Origin of the sequence: Micromonospora echinofusca (assembly GCF_900091445.1) — a bacterium.
GTDB classification, from domain to species: domain Bacteria; phylum Actinomycetota; class Actinomycetes; order Mycobacteriales; family Micromonosporaceae; genus Micromonospora; species Micromonospora echinofusca.
The window spans coordinates 4,843,977-4,864,032 of record NZ_LT607733.1; the positions used below are offsets into that span (position 1 = coordinate 4,843,977).

Genomic DNA, 20,056 nt, shown 5'->3' on the forward strand with positions numbered 1-20,056 from the left:
GGTCAGAGCGCGTCGAGGCCGCGCTCGCCGGTACGGACCCGGACGACCTCCTCGACGGCGGTCACCCAGACCTTCCCGTCGCCGATCTTGCCGGTCCGTGCGGCGCCGACGACGGCGTCCACGATCTTGTCGACGTCCATCTCGTCGGTGAGCACCTCCACCCGGATCTTGGGCAGGAACTCGACCGTGTACTCGGCACCCCGGTAGACCTCGGTGTGCCCCTTCTGCCGCCCGTACCCCTGGACCTCGCTGACGGTCAGGCCGGCCACGCCGAGGGCGTGCAGGGCCTCCTTCACCGCGTCCAGCTGGTACGGCTTGATGACCGCGGTCACCAGCTTCATGTCCAACCCCTCCATCCCAGGAACGTTAACCGGCGACCTTCTCGTCGACCGGCGCGGCGGGTGCGGCCGGCTCGGTCGACTCCGCGGGCGCGGGTGCCGTCGGCGGCTTGGCGCCGGTCAGCCCGGCCATGGCGAACGCGCTGCCCCCGCCGCTGCCGGCGGCCGGCGACAGGTCGTAGCCGCTCTCGGCGTGCTCGGCGATGTCGATCCCGTCGACCTCGTCCTCGGCGCGCAGGCGGAAGCCGATCGTCTTCTCGATCGCGAAGGCCAGCACCCAGGCCACCGCGAAGGACCAGGCGGTGACGATCAGGCCGGCCAGTGCCTGCCGGCCGAGCTGGGTGACCCCGCCGCCGTAGAAGAGCCCGTCGGAGGCGCCGATCACGTCGCCGATCGCGCCGTTGACGGAGTTGGTGGCGAAGAGGCCGAGCCAGAGCGAGCCGATCCAGCCGCCGACGAAGTGCACGCCGACCACGTCGAGCGAGTCGTCGTAGCCGAGCTTGTACTTGAGGCTGATCGCCAGCGCGCAGACCGCGCCGGCCACCAGGCCGAGCAGCACCGCCGCCCACGGCGCGATGAAGCCGCAGGCCGGGGTGATGGCGACCAGACCGGCGACGGCGCCGGACGAGGCGCCTACCAGGGTCGGCTTCCTGTCCTTGATCCATTCGACGACGATCCAGCCGAGCACCGCGGCGGCCGTGGCGAGCTGCGTGTTGACGAAGGCCAGGCCGGCGACCGAGTCGACGGTGAGCTCGGAACCGGCGTTGAAGCCGAACCAGCCGAACCAGAGCAGCCCGGCGCCGAGCGCGACGAGCGGGATGTTGTGCGGCTTCATGCCCTCCCGGGGCCAACCGAGCCGCTTGCCCAGCACCAGCGCCAGGGCCAGGGCCGCCGCGCCGGCGTTGATGTGCACCGCGGTGCCGCCGGCGAAGTCGAGCGCGTGCAGGTCGCCGCCGATGATGCCGCCGCCCCACACCCAGTGCGCGACCGGGAAGTAGACCAGCGTCGCCCAGCCGAACGCGAACAGCAGCCAGCCGGCGAACTTCGCCCGGTCGGAGACCGCGCCGCTGATCAGCGCGACGGTGATCACGGCGAACATCATCTGGAAGGCCATGAACACGTAGAGCGGGACGCCGATGCCGCTCGGGTTGTCGGCCGTGGCGCCCCAGAGGTCGGTCTCGGCGAGGAAGGTCTTGGTGCCGAGGTAGGCACCCGGGTCGCCCCAGAGCCCGTTGACATCGCTGCCGAAGGCGATGCTGAAGCCGTAGAACCACCACAGAACGGAGATGAGCCCGATAGCGGAGAAGCTCATCATCATCATGTTCAGTACACCCTTGGCCCGGTTCAGGCCGCCGTAGAACAGCGCCAGTCCGGGCGTCATGAGCAGCACGAGCGCCGTCGACACCAGCAACCAGACGGTGTTGCCGGAATCGATCGTGGGTGCCTCAGGCACGCTGGCCTCCTAAAAGGTGAAGTTCCCTCCTTCACGGCTTCCGGGGCAGCGTCGCCCGTACGCCGGATGCGCGGAAGCCTGCTCGCCTCCTGTTTCCCCCAGCGTCACCCGTCGATTTCCGAACTGTGACGGGTTGTTTCGGACGTGTGAAGAGGACCTCACCGCCGGCCGGCGCGGCCGACGGCACGACCGCTCAGCGCAGCGCGTACTCCAGGGCGTTGCGCTCGTAGTCGAGCAGCCGCAGGTCGCGCATCGGCCGGCGCAGGTGCCCCTTGTGCACGATCCGGACGAAGGCCGGCTCGCCGGCGGCGGCCATCCGGCGGATGCCCTCCACGTGGTCCACGATGCGCTTGCGGATGGTCCGGATCAGCCGGTGCCGGTCCCGGGGGATCAGCCCGTACGCGTCGGCGAAGAGGCGCAGCCGGCGGGGCCGGTCGGGGTGCTTCCAGCCGAGCGTGATCGAGTCCCGGTCGGAGAAGATCGGCACCCAGGTCCAGGCCGCGTACGCCACGTCGTAGATCCGGGCGCCGGGCGAGGCGAGGTCGAAGTCGATCAGCCCGAGGGTGCCGTCCGGCCGCCAGATCACGTTGTGCGGGGCGGCGTCGTGATGGCAGATCACCTCGGTGTCCGGCGGCGGCGGGCCGAACGAGCGCCACACCGCCCCGGGCGGCGGGACGAAGCCGTACTGGGCGTCGTGGAACATGCGGAGCATGGTGGCGACGGTCACCAGCGCCTCGTCGGTGACCCAGTGCGGGGCCAGCGGATATTCCCCGCACTCCCCCTCCAGGTATGACAGGACCTCCCGGTTGCGCTCGTCCATGCCCAGCGCGCGGGGAGCGCCGGTGAACCCGACGTACTCAAGGTGGCGCAGCAGGGCGTGCACGGACGGCGTCCACGGCCCGGCGTTGCGCCGGACCGTGTCGCCCACCCGGACCACGGTGCTGACGTTCCCGCCGTGCAGCGGGATCTCCTGCGAAGTCACGTACGGTCTCCCGAGGCGCGGCGACGGGTGGCTGGGGTCGCGCCACCCGGCGTAGGCGCGATCGTCGGTCGTCACTGCGAGGTTACGCGTCCCGGGCGAGCGGCTCGGTACCGAGCAGCGCGTCGACGAACTGGGCGGGGTCGAACGGGGCCAGGTCGTCCTTGCCCTCGCCGAGCCCCACCAGCTTGACCGGGATGCCCAGCTTGCGCTGCACGGCGATGACGATGCCGCCCTTGGCGGTGCCGTCGAGCTTGCTGAGCACGACGCCGGTCACGTTGACCACCTCGGTGAAGACCCGGGCCTGCTCCAGCCCGTTCTGCCCGGTGGTGGCGTCGAGGATCAGCAGCGTCTCGTCGATCGGGCCGTGCTTCTCGACCACCCGCTTGACCTTGCCCAGCTCGTCCATCAGGCCGATCTTGTTCTGAAGGCGGCCGGCGGTGTCGATCAGCACGGTGTCGACGCCGGTGTCGATGCCCCGCTTGACGGCGTCGAAGGCCACGCTGGCCGGGTCGGCCGCCTCGGGCCCACGGACGGTCTCCGCGCCGACGCGCCCGCCCCAGGTCTCCAGCTGGTCCGCGGCGGCGGCCCGGAAGGTGTCGGCGGCGCCGAGCAGCACGGTGCGCCCGTCGGCGACGAGCACCCGGGCGATCTTGCCGCAGGTGGTGGTCTTGCCCGCGCCGTTGACGCCGACGACCAGCACCACCGCCGGCACGCCGTCCTTGGGCGCGGTCCGCAGCGACCGGTCCAGGGTCGGGTCGAGCGCGTTGACCAGCTCGGCGGCGAGCAGGGCGCGCAGCTCGCCCGCGGAGCGGGTGCCGAGGACCCGGGTCCGCTCGCGCAACCGGTCGACGATCTCCCGGGTGGCGTCGATGCCGACGTCGGCGGTGATCAGGCTGTCCTCGATCTCCTCCCAGGCGTCCTCGTCGAGGTGGTCGCGGCTGAGCAGGCCGAGCAGGCCCTTGCCGAAGGCGTTCTGCGAACGGGACAGCCGCGAGCGCAGCCGGACCAGCCGCCCGGCGGTCGGCTCGGGGACCTCCAGCACCGGGGCCGGGGCCTCCACGACCGGCGGCTCCACCAGGATCCCGGTGGACAACTCGGCCTCCGGCGCCTCCACCGGCGGGCCGGCGAGATCCTCCTCGGCCCGGGTCTCGACCTCCGTCTCGGGCAGCGGCGGCTCCGGTCGCCGGCGCAGCCGCGGCACGACCAGCCCGATGCCGCCAAGGATCAGCACGCCGAGCAGGGCGAGCGCGATGAGGAGGTATTCGGTCATGCCGGAATCCTGTCAGATGCCGGCGAAGCTGTCCCAGCCACCGCTCCCGGCCGCCTGCGGGAAGCCGGCGGTAGGCTCGGTCACAGCCAGCAGTGGTGCGACCGCCGGCCGGGTAGTAAAGATGAAGTCCGCTCATCTGGAGGTCGACCATGCCCGCGGCACACCTGCTCATCGGCCCGCTGCTCCGCAGGGTGGTGGGCACGCGGGCCACCGTCTGGGTCGAGACCAGCGCGCCCGCGGTGGTCACCGTCCGCACCGCCGACGGCGCCGGCGGCACCGCGCCCACCTTCTCGGCGTACGAGCACCACTACGCGCTCGTCGTGGTGGAGGGGCTCACCCCCGACAGCGCCACCACCTACGAGGTGCTGATCGACGACGAGGTCGCCTGGCCGGTGCCGAAGAGCAAGTTCCCGCCCAGCGTGATCCGTACCCGGGCGGCCGACGACCTCGACCAGCCGGTCCGGTTGGTCTTCGGCTCCTGCCGGGAGACCACCCAGCACGCCACCACCCGGCGGCTGCCCCCGGACGCGCTCGACGCGTACGCCCGGCGGCTGATGGCCGACCCGGACGCGACCGACCTGCCCGACCTGCTCGTGCTCCTCGGCGACCAGGTCTACGCGGACGTGACGTCGCCCACTGTCCGGCGGCTGCTGAAGCGGCGCCGCCGGCGGCCCAAGGGCGCGCCGGGCGACCAGGTGGTCAGCTTCGACGAGTACACGAAGCTCTACCTGGAATCCTGGCGGGACCCGGAGATCCGCTGGCTGTTCTCCACCGTGCCGAGCGTCATGATCTTCGACGACCACGAGGTCATCGACGACTGGAACACCTCGGCCTCCTGGCGCTCCGACATGCGCGAGCAGCCGTGGTGGGCGGAGCGGATCACCAGCGGCCTCGCCTCGTACTGGGTCTACCAGCACCTGGGCAACCTCTCCCCCGACGAGATCGCCGCCGACCCGGTCTACGCCAAGGTCGTCGCGGCGGAGGACGCCACCGGCGTGCTGCGCGAGTTCGGGCAGCGGGTCGACACCGAGGCCGACCTCGCCCACGACACCGAGCGGTGGCGCGCCGTGCAGTACCAGTGGAGCTACGCGCTGGACCTGGGCCGGACCCGGCTGGTCATGCTCGACAACCGGTGCAGCCGGGTGCTGGAGCCGGGCCAGCGGGCGATGCTGCCCCCGGGCGAGTGGTCGTGGTTCCTCGACCGGGCCCACGGCGTCTACGACCACCTGGTGGTCGGCGCGTCCCTGCCCTGGCTGCTGCCGCCGGGCATCCACCACGTGGAGGCGTGGAACGAGAAGCTGGCCGACTCGCGGCGGCCCTGGGTGGCCCGGCTGGCCGAGAACCTGCGCCGGGGGCTGGACCTGGAGCACTGGGCCGCGTTCCGCCGCTCGTTCGACGCGCTCGGCGCCCTCTTCGCCCGCCTCGGCAGCGGCACCCCCGGCGAGCCCGGCGAGCGCGTCGGGGCCGGCCCCGCGTACGCGCCACCGGCGTCGATCAGCGTGCTCTCCGGCGACGTGCACCACTCGTACGTGGCGCGGGCCCGGTTCGACGACCGGAGCGTGGTCACCCCGGTGCACCAGCTCACCTGCTCGCCCATCCACAACCAGGTCCCGGCCGGGATGCGCCCGCTGATGAAGCTCGGCTGGTCGTCCGGGCCGTCCGGGGCCACCCGGGCCCTCGCCCGCACCGCCGGGGTACGCCGCCCACCGTTGCGATGGAAGCGGCTCGCCGGGCCGTACTTCGGCAACGCCGTCGCCACGCTGGTGCACGCCGGCCGGACGGCCGAGGTGACCATCGAGGGCACCACCAGCGAGGGCCACCTGCGCGAGGTGATGCGCCAGCGCCTCACCCCCGGCGGGTGAGCGGGCGGTCTGGCGCCTGGATAAGCGGTCGCGGACTGTCGGGGGTGCCCGCCAGGATGATCGGCATGACCTGGAGAGCACCGGAGATCACCCGGACCCCCGAGCCCTACGTCGGCGACGAGCGCACCATGCTGGAGGGCTGGCTGGATTACCACCGGCAGACCCTGCTGCTCAAGTGCGCCGGGCTGACCGCCGAGCAACTGCGCACGCCGAGCGTCGAGCCCTCCGGGCTCACCCTGCTCGGCCTGGTCCGGCACCTGGCCGAGGTGGAGGCCTGGTGGTTCCGGGAGAACTTCGCCGGCCAGCAGGTCGACTACCCCTACTTCACGCCCGACAACCCGGACGCCGACCACGACGTCAGCACCGCCGACGCCGAGGCCGACCTCGCCACCTTCCACCGGGAGGTCGCGCTGGCCCGCGCCGCCACCGCCGGCCGGTCGCTGGACGAGACCTTCACCGAGGTCGGCCCGAAGCGCCGCACGTTCAACCTGCGCTGGGCCTACGTGCACATGATCGAGGAGTACGCCCGGCACAACGGCCACGCCGACCTGATCCGCGAACGCATCGACGGCGTCACAGGCGAGTAGCCCGCGCCGGGGTGGACGGCTCAGCCGGTCAGTACGCCAGTGCCGCCCGCGCGTACCGCAGGTCGGCCGGGCCGCTCCAGCGCAGCGCCGACAGGCCGGCGACGCGCGCGCCCCGAATCGCCCAGTCCTCGTCGTCGAGGAAGAGGACCCGGCCCGCCTGGGTCTCCAGGGCCGCGCAGGCCGCCTGGAAGTACTCCTTCGCCGGCTTGTTGACCCCGATCCTGGACGAGTTGACCACCGCGTCGAACTCGTCGGTCAGGTCGAGCGCGGCGAGGTCGGCGTCGAGCAGGTCGGTGGCGTTCGTGCCGAGCCCGATCCGGATGCCGCCGGACCGCGCCTCGCGGACGAAGGCGAGCACCTCCGGGTCGACCTCGCCCCGGTAGCGCTGCCACTGCTCCACGCCGGCCCGGGCGCGCTCGGGGCCGCCCACGGAGTCGGCCAGCGCGTCGGCCACGCTGCTCATCCAGTCGGCGTGGCTGACCCGCCCGGTCAGCACCGGCTGGAGCCGCCCCCACTGCATGGCGATCTCGGTGAGCACGCCCTCGGAGAGGCCGTACTCCCGCTCCACCCCGGCGGCCACCGCCGGGTCCCACCGGCGCAGTACGCCGTCGAAGTCCACCAGGAGCGCCGTCGCCCGTTCCCGACCCACTACTCGTTCTCCTCGCCGCGGTCACGCCGCTCGTCTCCGTCGGCCCGGTTGAGCCGCTGGCTGATCACCTGGGTCACCCCGTTGCGCATGGTCACGCCGTACAGGGCGTCGGCGACCTCCATCGTCCGCTTCTGGTGCGTGATGACGATGAGCTGGCTCTTCTCCCGCAACTGTGCCAGCAGCGTGATCAACCGGCCCAGGTTGACGTCGTCGAGCGCCGCCTCCACCTCGTCCATGATGTAGAACGGGCTGGGCCGGGCCCGGAAGATGGCCACCAGCATCGCCACCGCGGTCAGCGAACGCTCGCCGCCGGAGAGCAGCGACAGCCGCTTGATCTTCTTGCCCGGCGGGCGGGCCTCGACCTCGACGCCGGTGGTGAGCAGGTCGTCGGGGTCGGTGAGCACGAGCCGCCCCTCGCCGCCGGGGAAGAGCACCGTGAAGACCTGCTGGAACTCCCGGGCGGTGTCCTCGAACGCGCTGGCGAAGACCTCCAGGATCCGGTCGTCGACGTCCTTGACCACGGTGAGCAGGTCGCGGCGGGTGGCCTTGAGGTCCTCCAGCTGCTCGGAGAGGAACTTGTAGCGCTCCTCCAGCGCGGCGAACTCCTCCAGGGCCAGCGGGTTCACCTTGCCGAGCAGGGCCAGTTCCCGTTCCGCCTTGGCCGCCCGCTTCTCCTGCACCGGCCGCTCGTAGCGGACCGGCTCGGGCACCGGCAGGCCGTCGCGTTCGGCCGCCGCCACGTCGGCCTGGGTGGGCGGGACGGGCTGGGTCGGGCCGTACTCGGCGACGAGGGTCTCCACGTCCAGCCCGAAGTCCTCGGCGGCCTTCGCCTCCAGCTGCTCGATGCGCAGCCGCTGCTCGGCGCGGGCCACCTCGTCGCGGTGCACCTGGCTGGTCAGCCGCTCCAGCTCCGCGCCGAGCCGCTTGGCCGCGCCGCGTACCTCCTGGAGCTCGGCCTCGCGGGCGGCGCGTTCGCGCGCCACGGCGTCGCGGTGCTCCTCGGCCGTCGCGATGGAGGTGGCCAGCCGGGTGAGGGCCTCCCGGGCCCCGCCCGCCACGGCCCGGGCGATCCCCGCGCCCCGGGTGCGGGCCGCGCGCCGGGCCGCCGCGCGTTCCCGCGCGGCCCGCTCGGCCGTGGCCTGCCGGCGCAGCGAGTCCGCGCGGCCGGCGATCGAGGAGACCCGCTCCTCGGCGGTACGCACCGCGAGCCGGACCTCCATCTCGTTCTGCCGTGCCTGCGGCACCATCGCGGCGAGCTGGTCGCGTTCCTCGGTCGACGGTTCCGCGTCGACCGGCGTCTCCTCGGCCAGCCGCAGCCGCTCCTCCAGCTCCGCCAGGGTGAGCAGGTCCCGCTCCCGGGCGGCCTCGGCGCGGGCCCGGGACTCGCCGAGCCGGTCGGTCTCCGCCTTCGCGGAGCGGGCCGCCGCGCCCAGCTCGGCCAGCCGGCGGGCGGCAGCGTTGCGGTGGCTCTCCGCCTCCCGCTTGGCGGCGGCGGCGTGCTGCACGGTCTCCTTGGCGGCGGCCACCTCGGCGCGGGCGTCGACGAGCTGTTCGCGCAGCTCCGCGCCGGTCTGCTCGGCGGCGAGCCGGTTCGATCGGGCCTCCTCGACGGCGGCCTGCACCTCGATGAAGCTGGGTGCCTTGGCCGATCCGCCGGCCGCCGCGTACGCCCCCACCACGTCGCCGTCCGGGGTGACCGCGCGCAGCTCCGGGTTGCCGGCGACCACCTCGGCCGCCGCCGCGAGGTCGTCGACCAGCACCACGTCGCGCAGCGCCCGGTGTACCGCCGGGCGGATCTGCGGGGAGCACTCCACCAGGTCGGGCGCCCAGCGGGCGCCGTCGGGCAGCTTCGGCCGCAGCGCGTCGACCGGGGCGTCCATGCCCGGCCCGGCGGGGCTGCCGACCAGCAGGCCGGCGCGGCCGGCGTCGGAGATCTTCAGCAGCCGCATGGCCTCGACCGCCTCGTCGACGCCGCTGACCGCGACCGCGTCGGCGAGCCCGCCAAGGGCGGCGGCGAGCGCGGCCTCCTGCCCGGGGGCGACGGTGAGCAGCCCGGCCAGGCTGCCCAGCAGGCCGGGGACCTCGTCGGCGCGGGCCAGTAGCGCCCCGGCGCCGTCCTTGCGGCGCAGGCCGAGGGCGAGCGCCTCCTCCCGGGCCTTCCAGGTGGCGGCGTCCTTCTCCGCCGCGCGCTCCGCGTCGGTCAGCGACCGTACGGTGGCCTGCGCCCGCTCCTGGGCGGCGACCGCCTCGGCGTGCCGGGCGTCGAGGTCGGCGTTGTCCCGGTCCGCCTCGGTGGACTGCTCGGCGACCGCGTCGAGTTCGGCCTGGGCCTGGTCGGCCCGGGCGAGCGCGTCGGCGTGCGCGGTGGCGAGCCGCTCGATCTCCTCGCCGGCGCTGGTGGTGCGGGCGCGGGCGGAGTTGACCTGGCCGGTCAGCCGGGCCAGGCCCTCCCTGCGGTCGGCGATCGCCTTGGCCGCGGCGACCAGCTCGCGCTCGGCGGCGGCGAGCTGCCGTTCCAGCTCCTGGCGGTGCTCGACGGCCTCGGCCAGCCGGATCTGGTCGTCGGTGAGCGCGCCGCGCAGCTCCTCCTCCTGCTCGCGGATCCGCTCGGCCTCGGCCTCCAGCTGGTCGGGGTCGCGCCCGGGGCGCTCGTCGTCGGGCGTGGCGCTGAGGTGCCGCAGCCGCTCCCGGGCGAGCTGCTCGACGGAGCGGAACCGCTCGGAGAGGGCGGAGAGCTTGTACCAGGTGTCCTGGGCGGCGGCCAGCAGCGGCGCGTCCTCGGCGAGGGCCGCCTCCAGCTCGGCCAGCCGCGCCTGCACCTCGGTGTGCTCGGCCTCGACCTGCTCGCGCCGCTCACGCACCGCGGTCTCGTCGGCGATCTCCCGGTCCAGGGTGGCCCGCAGGGTGGCCAGGTCGTCGGCGAGCAGCCGCAGCCGGGCGTCGCGCAGGTTGGCCTGGATGGCGGCGGCGCGGCGGGCCACCTCCGCCTGCCGGCCCAGCGGCTTGAGCTGACGGCGCAGCTCGGCGGTGAGGTCGGTGAGCCGGTTCAGGTTCGTCTGCATCGCGTCGAGCTTCCGCAGCGCCTTCTCCTTGCGCTTGCGGTGCTTGAGGACGCCGGCCGCCTCCTCGATGAACGAGCGCCGGTCCTCCGGCTTGGCGTGCAGCATCCCGTCGAGGCGGCCCTGGCCGACGATGATGTGCATCTCCCGGCCGATGCCGGAGTCCGACAACAGCTCCTGGATGTCGAGCAGCCGGCAGGTGTCGCCGTTGATCTCGTACTCGCTCTCGCCGGAGCGGAACATCCGACGGGTGATCGACACCTCGGTGTACTCGATCGGCAGCGCGCCGTCGGTGTTGTCGATCGTGAGGGTCACCTCGGCGCGGCCCAGCGGTGCCCGGCCGGCGGTGCCGGCGAAGATGACGTCCTCCATCTTGCCGCCGCGCAGCGCCTTGGCGCCCTGCTCGCCGAGCACCCAGGCAATGGCGTCGACGACGTTGGACTTGCCGGAGCCGTTGGGGCCGACCACGCAGGTGATCCCCGGCTCCAGCTTCAGCGTCGTCGCGGAGGCGAAGGACTTGAAGCCCTTCACCGTCAGGCTCTTGAGATGCACCTTCTCGATCCTCGTCCGGTGGCCGCCGTACCGTCGCCGGCTGCGCGGACCTGGGTGAACCCGCAGACTAACCCGGGACGGGGAACCGCCGGGCACGCGACCCGCCTGGCGACCACGGGGCGCTCATCCGGCTGACGCGGGCCGGGGTGGCGGAAGAGAGGCGCGGACAGAGCTGCGCGCCGGCACGGAAGTGTCGGCGCGCTCTTTTTGCGTGGTGCGATTCAGTTGTGCGATCCGGAGATCAGGTCAGTGCGGGCTCGGCCAGACGGAGCAGGTCGTCCGTCTCCGCCGCAGCCGCCGCGAGCCGATCGTTCTCGGCACGCAGCCGCGTGATCTCGAACTCCAGAGACCGAACCGTGGCACGCAGTCGGGTGACCTCGTCGAGCAGGCGCCGATCGGACGCCGCACCTACGTGGCCGTACAGGGCCTTAGCCATGTTGACTCCTTGATATGCGCTGCCGGAAGGGCCGGCCAACGCGCGCCCAAATGTGTACGCGGCTGTCATCCCAGACGATTCTGGGCATGACCGGGCGCGACTGGCGACACCTACATATTGAGCCGACACCCCCTCTTTCGTCAAGTTCTCGCAGGCCGTAGATCATTTCCACGTCGACCTGACCACTTGCCGGGGGGCTGCCACAAGGCGCGGACACACTCTGTCCGGACACCCTGACTCTACGCCCCGGATCCCGGGAAGTCCCCACCCTGGCGTCCGGCTTCCCCTTAACTCTTCCTTAGCCACATTGCCGCTGTTCGCGCCCGCCACGTAGCGTCACCCCGGCCCGCAAGCGACCCCTTGGAGGCACAGGCGTGTACGGCTGGACCGATCCGAACGACCCGGCCGGCGCCCCCCGGCGCCACGAGCAGCCGCTGGGCGACGAGCCGCCGGCCTGGCTCACCGACCGTCCGGAGCCGAGGTCGGCCTACCTGTTCGGGGACGACCCGCAGCAGCCCGCCGACGAGTGGCACCGCGACCAGCCGGCCGCACGCTGGCAGCCGGAGCACACCGACGCCCGCCCCGGGCACTGGCAGGCCGGACCCGCCGACGCCCCCACCGCGCGCTGGCAGGCCGCGCCCGCCGGCGCCCCGACCGCTCCCGTCGACCTCGCCGCGCTGCGGGCCGCCCCGGCTGAGGCGACGCCGGCCGCCGCCGAGGGCCGCCACCGCCCGCGTCGGCGGATCTCCCGCCCGCTGCTGATCGGTGGCGCCGCCGCGGCCGCCACGCTGGTGGTGAGCCTCGGTGTGGGCGCGGTCGCGCTGACCGGCGACGGCCCGGCGACCGATCCGGCCGCCGCCGACGACCCGATCGCCGCCGCCCCGGTGCTGCCCGACACGGAGCCGACCCCCGGCGACGCGCTGGCCCCGCCCAAGCCGAGCACCGCGCCGACCACCGCCAGGCCCACCCCGTCGGCCACGAAGACCGCCAGGCCGACGCCGGCGCCGTCGCGTACCACCGCGCCCTCGCGGCGCACCGCCGAGCGGAGCACGGCGCCGGCCGGCGGCGGTACGAGGACCCCCACCGGCAGCACCGCGGCCGGCAGCCAGGCCAGCCAGGTGGTCGCCCTGGTCAACGCCGAGCGCGCCAAGGCCGGCTGCGGCGCGGTAGGCGTCGACGACAAGCTGATGACCGCGGCCCAGCGGCACAGCCAGGACCAGGCCGACCACCGGAACATGTCGCACACGGGCAGCGACGGCAGCAACGTCGGGACCCGGCTGGACCGGGTCGGCTACTCCTGGCGCACCTACGGCGAGAACGTCGCCTGGAACCAGAAGACGCCCGCCGCCGTCATGGACGCCTGGATGAACAGCCCCGGGCACCGGGCCAACATCCTGAACTGCGCCTTCACCGAGATCGGCGTCGGCGTCGCCAGCAGCAACGGGCCGTACTGGACGCAGGTCTTCGCCGCACCGCGTTGAACGCGAGTCGTGGCCGGGTCCGCGCTCGTTTGACCGGGTGAGGTACGCCGACACGGCGTACCCGCCCGGGGCGGTGTGCCGCCGCCCGCGACCTGCGGAGCTGCCGATGCGGATCCGGCCACGTACGCGCGCCGTGGGGCGGGCCCTGCCAGCCTGTGTCGCGCTCGCGCTGCTGAGCGTGGTCGCCGCCTGCCGGGTGGGCCTCACCGCGCCGGGCGCCCCGACCACCTGGCCGGCCTCGTCGGCGGGCCGGTGGCAGTGGCAGTGGCAGCTCAGCGGCGTGCTGGACCCGACCGTCGACGCCGACGTCTTCCTGCTCGACCCCGTCGCCACCACCGCCGCGCAGACCGCCGAGCTGCGCTCCCGCGACCGCCGGCTGGTCTGCCAGGTGCACGTCGGCTCGTTCCTGCCGAGCGACCCGGACGCGGACCGCTTCCCGGCAGCCGTACGGGGTGCCGCGTCCCGCCGGCCACAGAGCCGCTGGCTCGACGTACGGCAGTGGGACGCGCTACGCCCGGTGCTGGCCGACCGGTTCCGGCTCTGCCGGGGCAAGGGCTTCGGGGCGGTCGCGCTGGCCGACGCCGACGGGTACGCGAACCGGTCCGGCTTCCCGCTCGGCTTCGACGACCAACTGCTGTTCAACCGCCGGTTGGCCGGACTGGCCCGCTCGCTGAGCCTCTCCCCCGGCCTGATCAACGACCTGGGGCAGGTGGCCGCGCTGGCCCCGGACTTCGACTTCGCCGTCAACGAGGAGTGCGTACGGCGCGACCAGTGCGCCCGGCTGCTGCCGTTCGTCGAGGCGGGCAAACCGGTGTTCCACGTGGAGTACGCCGGCTCGACGACGGACTTCTGCGTCACCACGGTCGGCTACGGTCTCTCCTCGATCCGCAAGGAACGCGAGCTCGACGCGTGGCGGATCCCCTGCCCGGCGCCCTGAGCGGCGGCGGGGTCAACCCCGAAGCGCCGCCCGGGGGCGGGGCTGACAGCGCGGGCAGCTGTACGACGAGCGGTTCATGAACGCCTCGCGCCGCACGGGCGCGCCGCAGCGGGGGCACGGTAGCCCCTCCCGCCCGTAGACGTTCAGCGCCCGGTCGAAGTAGCCGCTCTCCCCGTTGACGTTGACGTAGAGGGCGTCGAAGCTCGTGCCGCCGGACTTGATCGCCTCGGCGAGGACGTCCCGGACGTGGCCCAGCAGCCGCAGCGCGGCCGGGCCGGTCAGCGCGTCGGTGGGGCGGGCGCCGTGCAGCCTCGCCCGCCACAGCGCCTCGTCGGCGTAGATGTTGCCGACGCCGGAGATCAGCGTCTGGTCCAGCAGCGCCCGCTTGACCTCGGTACGCCGCCGGCGCAGCGCGGCGGCGAACGCCGCGTCGGAGAACTGCGGGTCCATCGGGTCCCGGGCGATGTGCGCGATCTCCGCCGGCAGCTCCGCGCCCCCGGCCGAGACCGACAGGCCGCCGAAGGTGCGCTGGTCGACGAAGCGCAGCTCGGGACCGTCGTCGGTGAACCGGAACCGGACCCGCAGGTGCGTCTCGTCGGGCGCCTCGGCCGGCTGCACCAGCAGCTGGCCGGACATGCCCAGGTGCCCGATCACGGCGTCGCCGCTGTCCAGCGGCAGCCACAGGTACTTGCCGCGGCGGCGCACGTCCAGCACCGTCCGGCCGGCCAGCACGTCGGCGAAGTGCCCACCGCCGGGGGTGTGCCGGCGTACCGCGCGGGGGTGGCGCACCTCGACGGAGGAGATCCGCCGGCCGGTGACCCAGCGGGCCAGCCCCTGCCGGACGGTCTCGACCTCCGGCAGCTCAGGCACGGCCCAGGCCCGCCTCGGCGGCCTGCGCCGTCCCGTCCCCGGCCACCGGGTCGACCGCCCCCGCCGGCTCCCGCTCCGCCTGCTCGTTCAGCGTCCGCCAGGCCGCCTCGGCGGCCCGCTGCTCGGCCTCCTTCTTGCTGCGCCCGTCGGCCCCGCCATAGCGGTTGCCGGCGACCACCACCCAGGCGGTGAACGTCTTGAGGTGGTCCGGGCCGGCGCCCTCGATGCGGTACTCGGGCACGCCGAGCCCGAGCGCGGCCGTCAGCTCCTGGAGGCTGGTCTTCCAGTCCAGGGCCGCGCCCCGGCCGGCCGACTCGGCCATCAGCGGGTCGAACAGCCGGTGGATCACGATGGCCGCGGTGTCCAGCCCGTACTGGAGGTAGATCGCGCCGAGCAGCGCCTCCAGGGTGTCGGCGAGGATGCTCGCCTTGTCCCGGCCGCCGGTGGTCTCCTCGCCCTTGCCGAGCAGCAGGTAGGCGCCGAGCCCGTCCGGGCCGAGGCCCCGGGCCACGTCGGCGAGGGCGCGCATGTTGACCACGCTGGCCCGCAGCTTGGCCAGCTGCCCCTCGGGCAGGTCGGGGTGGTTGTGGAACAGCGCGGTGGTGATCACCACGCCGAGCACCGAGTCGCCCAGGAACTCCAGCCGCTCGTTGGTGGGCAGGCCGCCGTTCTCGTACGCGTACGAACGGTGGGTCAGGGCGCGCTGGAGCAGCTCCGGATCCAGGCTGACGCCGAACGCGGCTTCCAGGTGACCGACGGACGCCCGCCGCCGCTTGTCGTTGCTCATGATGTGGGTACCTCGGTGTCGGTGGTGCGGTCGGTGCGTTCCTCGCGGTCGCCCGCCTCGGTGCCGTCGAGCAGGGCGCGTACCTGGTCGGTGGCGCGACGCCGCCAGAGATGGGCGGCCAGCCCGATGCCGGCGGCGACGTCCTCGGGCCGGGCGGCGCCGTGACAGACGACCACCGTCCCGGCGACCCCGAGCAGGGCCGCCGCGCGGGGGGCGCCGCCGCCCGTCGGGGGCCCGCCGGCCATCGCGTACGCGCCCTCGATCGCCTTGAGCAGCACGTTACCGGTGAACCCGTCGGTGACCACCACATCGGCGCGCGCGCCGAGGGAGACGTCGTACCCCTCGACGAGGCCGACGTAGCGCCCGTCGCAGGGCAGCGACGTGGCGGCGAGGATGGGATCGGCGAGGCGGCGGGCGCGGTCGCCCTTGCCCGCCTCGGTGCCCACCGACAGCAGCCCCACCCGGGGCGCGGCGACGGCGTGCGCGACCGCCGCGTAGGCGGTGCCGAGCGCGGCGTGGCGGGCCAGGGTGGCCGGGCGCGGCTCCAGCGAACCGCCCACGTCCAGCAGGACCACCGGGCCGGCGACAGCCGGCAGGGTGGCGATCAGCGCCGGACGGCGCACGTCCGGCCAGCGGCCGAGGCCGAGCGCCACGGCGGTGACGGTGGCGCCGGTGGAACCGGCGGAGACGAGCGCGTCGGCGGCGCCGTCGCGGACGGCGTGCACCGCGCCGCGGACCGTGCTGTCGGCACGGGCGGCCACGGGATGGTCGGCCATGCCGACCACGGTGCGGACCGGCCGTACCGTGACCCGGGCGCGCTGCGCCGGGTCGAGGGCACGGATCACCTCGCCGGCGGCCTCGGCCGGGCCGACGAGCAGCAGGTGCAGGTCCGGGTCGGCGCGCACGGCCCGCAGAGCGCCGTCAACCACGACGGCGGGAGCGTCGTCCCCGCCGAGGAGGTCAACGGCGATCCGCGCGGTGCCCGACTCCATCGGAACGCCGGCCGGAACGGGCCGGCCGGCGTCGGAGGGAGCCGGGACACCGGGCGAGTGCCAGGGTGCGCGTGCCGCCCGACCAGGGGTCGGGGGCGTCACTCGGCGTCCAGGTCAGACCTCGAGGACCTGGCGGCCGTTGTAGGTGCCGCAGACGGAGCAGGCGGCGTGCGGCAGCTTCGCCGACTTGCACTGGGGGCAGGCCACGGTCGCGACCACGGTCGCCTTCCAGTTCGCCCGGCGGGCGCGGGTGTTGCTGCGCGACATCTTGCGCTTGGGGACGGCCACGGTTCCTACTCCTCTTTACGGTTCAGTTGCGACAGGCCCGCCCAACGCGGGTCGATCTGCTCGTGACTGTGGTCGGCCGGCAGATCGTCCCAGTGCACCCCGCATTCGGGGCACAGTCCTGGGCAGTCCTCCCGGCAGAGCGGGTTGGTCGGCAGCGTGAGCACCACCGCGTCCCGCAGCGCCGGCTCCAGGTCGATCAGATCGCCCTGCATCCGGCCCACCTCGTCCTCGTCGGTCGTGGAGTCCGTGGTGCTGTTCTCGTACGCGTACAGCTCCTGGACCCGCACAGCCAGCGAGTCGTCGATCTCGCGTAGGCAGCGACCGCACTCGCCCCGGACGCGACCGCTGACGGTCCCGGAGACGAGCACGCCCTCGGACACCGACTCCAACCTCAGGTCGAGGTCGAGGTCCGCGCCCTGCGGCACGGCGATCATCTCGCCGCCGAGGTCCGCCGGTGCCGGCACCACCCGCTTGACCGTACGCAAGGCTCCAGGCCGGCGCGGCAGCTCCCTCGTGTCGAGGACCAGCGGCGACCTGGGGTCGAGTGTCGAAGGCGTGTGTTTGGGCATAGTCAGACTCCGGCCGGTGAGAGGCCGACAAAAGAGGTTACCTGGGCGACCGCCGGACCGTCGAACCGGGGGCGACGCCCGCCCCGTCTGCCGGCTGGTGAGGTGCCGCTCAGAAGGGTAGCGGGCGTTCCGACTCCTCCCCACCGAAGGTGCCGATCTCGCGCAGCGCGTGCATCTTGTCCCGGCCGCGCTCGATCGAGGCCAGCGCCCGGGTGAGGAACTGCTCGAAGTTGGCCAGCGCGGTGTCGACGTAGTCGTCGACCTCCTCCCGCAGGCGCTGCGCCTCGGCGCGGGCCTCGGCGATGATCCGCGCACCCTCGTGCTCGGCGGAGACAGTGATCTCGTTCACCGAGACCAGCCGGGCGTGTTCCGCCTCACCCTCGCTGATGATCCGGTCGGCCTCGCGCTTGCCGGCCTCCATGATCTTGTCCCGCTCCTCCAGCAGCGCGGCGGCCCGGCGCAGGTCGGCGGGGAGTTCGGCGCGCAGCTCGTCGAGGACCGCGATGAACTCGCCCCGGTCGACCATGCAGTTGTTGCGCGACATCGGGACGGAGCGGGCCTGCTCCACCATGGCGATCAGTTCGTCGATGCGATCGAGCGGGTCCACCGGTACCTCACTCCTGTCGTTCGTCGGGCCGACCTACATGATGCGGGCTACGGCCGGTTTCCCGCTCCACACATCATGTCGCGCCCCGACCACAGCGCGCCGCTCACCCCGGCCCGGCGCGTCGCGGTGCGCCACGGCGCCATCCCCGCCGGGCACGGCGCCGGCGGGGTGGTGGCGGGGCGGTCGCCCCGGACGCTCAGTCGCGCGGCGGCCGGACGAGCCGGGCGCTCAGCTCCTCGCGGACCCGGTCGGGCACGTGGGCGGAGATGTCGCCGCCCCACTTCGCCACGTCCTTGACCAGGCTGGAGGAGAGGAACGAGTAGAGCGGATTGGTCGGCATGAACAGGGTCTCGACGCCGGCCAGGCCGATGTTCATCTGCGCCATCTGCAACTCGTAGTCGAAGTCGCTGACCGCCCGCAGGCCCTTGATCAGCACGCTCGCCTGCTGCGCCCGACAGAAGTCGACCAGCAGGCCGCGGAACGACTCGACCCGGACGTTGTCGTAGGAGGCGGTCACCTCGCGGAGCATGTCGATCCGCTCCTCGACGGTGAACAGGCCGCTCTTCGACTGGTTGACCAGCACGCCCACGATCACCTCGTCGAACAGCCGGCTCGCCCGGCCGACGATGTCGAGGTGCCCGTTGGTGACCGGATCGAACGAGCCGGGACACACCGCACGTCTCATGATCGGCGACCGTACCAAAGGGTCGTCTCGCCGTAGCGCCGGCTGCGCTCGCCGGTGATTCCCTGCACCCACCCGACCGGGCCCGTACGGCTCGACCGTTCCACCACCACCAGGGCGTCCGGGGCCAGCCAGCCGCCGTCGACCAGCGCGACGAGCATCGCCGTGATCTCCGCGTCCGGCACCGCGTAGGGCGGGTCGGCGAAGACCACGTCGTACGGGTCGACGTCCGGGCCGGCCGCCAGCACCGTGGCGACCCTGCCGGTGACCAGCCGGGCGGCCGGGGCGGCGCGCAACGTCGCCACGTTCTCCCGGACCACCCGGGCCGCCCGGGGGTCGGACTCCACCAGCAGCACGTGCGCGGCCCCCCGGGAGAGGGCCTCCAGGCCGACCGCGCCGGAGCCGGCGTACAGGTCGGCGAAGCGGGCGCCGGCCAGGTCGACCTCCGCCTGCACGGCGCTGAACAGCGCCTCGCGCACCCGGTCCGACGTGGGCCGGGTGCCCGCGCCGGGCGGCGCGGCGATCCGCCGCCCGCCGAGGGTTCCGGCCACGATCCGGGTCACCGTCGCTCCCTGCGCATGCCCCGACGCTACGCGACGGCCCGGCCGGTGGACGAGGCACCCGAGGCGACGACCGGACCCTCCACGACCTGTCGGTCTCCCTGGCCCGCACCGAGGGCGCGTCCGCCACCCGGTCGGCGTCCGTACACGATCAACGCACCTCGGCGGGACCGAGCACCGACGTGATCGTGACCGGTTCGACCTCGGCCTGGTTGGTCAGCAGCACGAGCCGCTGGTCCGAGTCGGGCAGCCAGGCGGCGAACGCCTTGTAACCGCCGTTGTCCCCCGAGTGGTGCAGCGCCCGCCTCCCGGCCAGCGGGCCGACGAAGAACCCGTAGCCGTACGCCTCCCCGGGCCGGCCGGTGGGCGCGTGTGGGGCGGTCATCGCCGTCACCGAGGCCTGGGCGAGCAGCCGGCCCCGGCGCGGCACGTCGAGCCAGGTGAGCAGGTCCGTACCGGTGCACCAGACGTCACCCGCGCCCATGCTCACGGTCGCCAGGTCCCAGGACGGCACCGGACGGCCGCCCTCGTGTCCGACCGCCACGTCCGGCCGTCCGTCGCCCGCACCGGCGAAGCTGCCCGTCATGCCCAGCGGCGCGAAGACCTCCTCGGCGAGGAACTCGGCGTACGGCCGGTCGGCCGCGCGCTCGACGGTCCGGGCCAACAGCACGTAGCCGGGGCTGCTGTAGTGCCAACCGGCTCCGGGCCGGAACAGCGGCGGCACCGCGGCGAACAAGCCGAGCAGTTCGTCCGGCTCGGCCGGGTCGACGAGATCGACCGCCGGGTACTCCTCCCAGTGGCCCAGGCCCGAGGTGTGGGTGAGCAGGTGGTGCAGCGTGATGCCGGACCATTGCGGCGGTGGGCTGGGCAGCCAGCGCACGACCGGATCGGACAGGCTCAGCACACCCCGCTCGGCGAGCGACAACACCGCCGCGGCGGCCATCTGCTTGCTGATCGAGGCGATCTGGAACCGGGTCTCGGGAGCGCAGTGGACACCGGTGCTCCGATCAGCCACCCCGGCGACCTGTTCCGTCAGGATCTCGTCGCCCCGGGCCAGCAGGAGCACGCCACTGTCCAATGAGGATACGGACATCC

20 protein-coding genes are annotated in these 20,056 nt (G+C 73.7%); 4 read left to right on the forward strand and 16 right to left on the reverse strand.

The window, feature by feature from the left end; genetic code table 11:
- Positions 1 to 2: 2 nt before the first annotated feature.
- The 4 genes from GA0070610_RS20595 to ftsY all read right to left on the reverse strand — a co-directional run bounded on the left by GA0070610_RS20595 (position 3) and on the right by ftsY (position 4,043).
- On the reverse strand, positions 3 to 341 hold the full coding sequence (locus tag GA0070610_RS20595; protein ID WP_172896701.1) for a P-II family nitrogen regulator: 339 nt from the start codon (positions 339 to 341) through the stop codon (positions 3 to 5).
- Positions 342 to 366: 25 nt separating this feature from the next.
- The gene (locus tag GA0070610_RS20600; RefSeq protein WP_089001560.1) at positions 367 to 1,791 is read right to left on the reverse strand and encodes an ammonium transporter; all 1,425 of its coding nucleotides are present in this window, start codon (positions 1,789 to 1,791) and stop codon (positions 367 to 369) included.
- 193 nt (positions 1,792 to 1,984) lie between these two features.
- Positions 1,985 to 2,848: an aminoglycoside phosphotransferase family protein gene (locus GA0070610_RS20605; protein WP_172896564.1), complete on the reverse strand. Its 864-nt coding sequence runs from the start codon at positions 2,846 to 2,848 to the stop codon at positions 1,985 to 1,987.
- 7 nt (positions 2,849 to 2,855) lie between these two features.
- A complete protein-coding gene (gene ftsY, locus GA0070610_RS20610; RefSeq protein ID WP_089001561.1) occupies positions 2,856 to 4,043 on the reverse strand; it encodes a signal recognition particle-docking protein FtsY in 1,188 nt (395 codons plus the stop codon).
- 149 nt (positions 4,044 to 4,192) lie between these two features.
- Here ftsY and GA0070610_RS20615 point away from each other — a divergent pair, with 149 nt between their 5' ends.
- Both GA0070610_RS20615 and GA0070610_RS20620 read left to right on the forward strand, forming a co-directional pair.
- Positions 4,193 to 5,905, forward strand: coding sequence for an alkaline phosphatase D family protein (locus GA0070610_RS20615; RefSeq protein WP_089001562.1), 1,713 nt, complete (start codon positions 4,193 to 4,195; stop codon positions 5,903 to 5,905).
- 65 nt (positions 5,906 to 5,970) lie between these two features.
- The gene (locus tag GA0070610_RS20620) at positions 5,971 to 6,492 is read left to right on the forward strand and encodes a DinB family protein (protein WP_089003632.1); all 522 of its coding nucleotides are present in this window, start codon (positions 5,971 to 5,973) and stop codon (positions 6,490 to 6,492) included.
- Between the two features lie 28 nt (positions 6,493 to 6,520).
- Here GA0070610_RS20620 and GA0070610_RS20625 read toward each other — a convergent pair whose 3' ends face one another.
- From GA0070610_RS20625 to GA0070610_RS20635, 3 genes are all read right to left on the reverse strand, one after another.
- Positions 6,521 to 7,141: an HAD-IA family hydrolase gene (locus GA0070610_RS20625; protein ID WP_089001563.1), complete on the reverse strand. Its 621-nt coding sequence runs from the start codon at positions 7,139 to 7,141 to the stop codon at positions 6,521 to 6,523.
- Positions 7,141 to 10,752 carry a chromosome segregation protein SMC gene (smc, locus tag GA0070610_RS20630; RefSeq protein WP_089001564.1) on the reverse strand — a complete coding sequence of 1,204 codons (3,612 nt, stop codon included), beginning with the start codon at positions 10,750 to 10,752 and terminating at the stop codon, positions 7,141 to 7,143. Before smc ends, GA0070610_RS20625 begins: the two co-directional genes overlap by 1 nt.
- A gap of 241 nt (positions 10,753 to 10,993) precedes the next feature.
- A complete protein-coding gene (locus GA0070610_RS20635) occupies positions 10,994 to 11,188 on the reverse strand; it encodes a hypothetical protein (protein WP_089001565.1) in 195 nt (64 codons plus the stop codon).
- 374 nt (positions 11,189 to 11,562) lie between these two features.
- On the opposite strand from GA0070610_RS20635, the gene GA0070610_RS20640 reads away from it, so the two are divergent.
- The gene (locus tag GA0070610_RS20640) at positions 11,563 to 12,669 is read left to right on the forward strand and encodes a CAP domain-containing protein (protein ID WP_089001566.1); all 1,107 of its coding nucleotides are present in this window, start codon (positions 11,563 to 11,565) and stop codon (positions 12,667 to 12,669) included.
- A gap of 106 nt (positions 12,670 to 12,775) precedes the next feature.
- On the forward strand, positions 12,776 to 13,606 hold the full coding sequence (locus GA0070610_RS20645; RefSeq protein WP_089001567.1) for an endo alpha-1,4 polygalactosaminidase: 831 nt from the start codon (positions 12,776 to 12,778) through the stop codon (positions 13,604 to 13,606).
- A gap of 12 nt (positions 13,607 to 13,618) precedes the next feature.
- Here the strand turns inward: GA0070610_RS20645 and mutM are convergent, their stop codons facing one another.
- From mutM to GA0070610_RS20690, 9 genes are all read right to left on the reverse strand, one after another.
- The gene (gene mutM, locus GA0070610_RS20650; protein WP_089001568.1) at positions 13,619 to 14,476 is read right to left on the reverse strand and encodes a bifunctional DNA-formamidopyrimidine glycosylase/DNA-(apurinic or apyrimidinic site) lyase; all 858 of its coding nucleotides are present in this window, start codon (positions 14,474 to 14,476) and stop codon (positions 13,619 to 13,621) included.
- Positions 14,469 to 15,263, reverse strand: coding sequence for a ribonuclease III (gene rnc / locus GA0070610_RS20655; protein ID WP_231925751.1), 795 nt, complete (start codon positions 15,261 to 15,263; stop codon positions 14,469 to 14,471). The genes mutM and rnc overlap by 8 nt, the downstream gene beginning before the upstream one ends.
- Complete coding sequence (locus GA0070610_RS20660; protein ID WP_089001569.1) at positions 15,260 to 16,255, reverse strand: phosphate acyltransferase PlsX; 996 nt, start codon at positions 16,253 to 16,255, stop codon at positions 15,260 to 15,262. Before GA0070610_RS20660 ends, rnc begins: the two co-directional genes overlap by 4 nt.
- Before the next feature lie 114 nt (positions 16,256 to 16,369).
- The gene (gene rpmF, locus GA0070610_RS20665) at positions 16,370 to 16,543 is read right to left on the reverse strand and encodes a 50S ribosomal protein L32 (RefSeq protein WP_018786309.1); all 174 of its coding nucleotides are present in this window, start codon (positions 16,541 to 16,543) and stop codon (positions 16,370 to 16,372) included.
- Between the two features lie 5 nt (positions 16,544 to 16,548).
- Positions 16,549 to 17,112, reverse strand: coding sequence for a YceD family protein (locus GA0070610_RS20670; RefSeq protein ID WP_089001570.1), 564 nt, complete (start codon positions 17,110 to 17,112; stop codon positions 16,549 to 16,551).
- Positions 17,113 to 17,221: 109 nt separating this feature from the next.
- Positions 17,222 to 17,719, reverse strand: a complete 498-nt coding sequence (locus tag GA0070610_RS20675; protein WP_089001571.1) for an SPFH domain-containing protein — start codon at positions 17,717 to 17,719, stop codon at positions 17,222 to 17,224.
- Between the two features lie 196 nt (positions 17,720 to 17,915).
- On the reverse strand, positions 17,916 to 18,404 hold the full coding sequence (gene coaD, locus GA0070610_RS20680) for a pantetheine-phosphate adenylyltransferase (protein ID WP_089001572.1): 489 nt from the start codon (positions 18,402 to 18,404) through the stop codon (positions 17,916 to 17,918).
- Positions 18,401 to 18,964, reverse strand: a complete 564-nt coding sequence (rsmD, locus tag GA0070610_RS20685) for a 16S rRNA (guanine(966)-N(2))-methyltransferase RsmD (RefSeq protein WP_089001573.1) — start codon at positions 18,962 to 18,964, stop codon at positions 18,401 to 18,403. Before rsmD ends, coaD begins: the two co-directional genes overlap by 4 nt.
- 148 nt (positions 18,965 to 19,112) lie before the next feature.
- Positions 19,113 to 20,054, reverse strand: a complete 942-nt coding sequence (locus tag GA0070610_RS20690; RefSeq protein WP_089001574.1) for a serine hydrolase domain-containing protein — start codon at positions 20,052 to 20,054, stop codon at positions 19,113 to 19,115.
- Between the last annotated feature and the right edge of the window lie 2 nt (positions 20,055 to 20,056).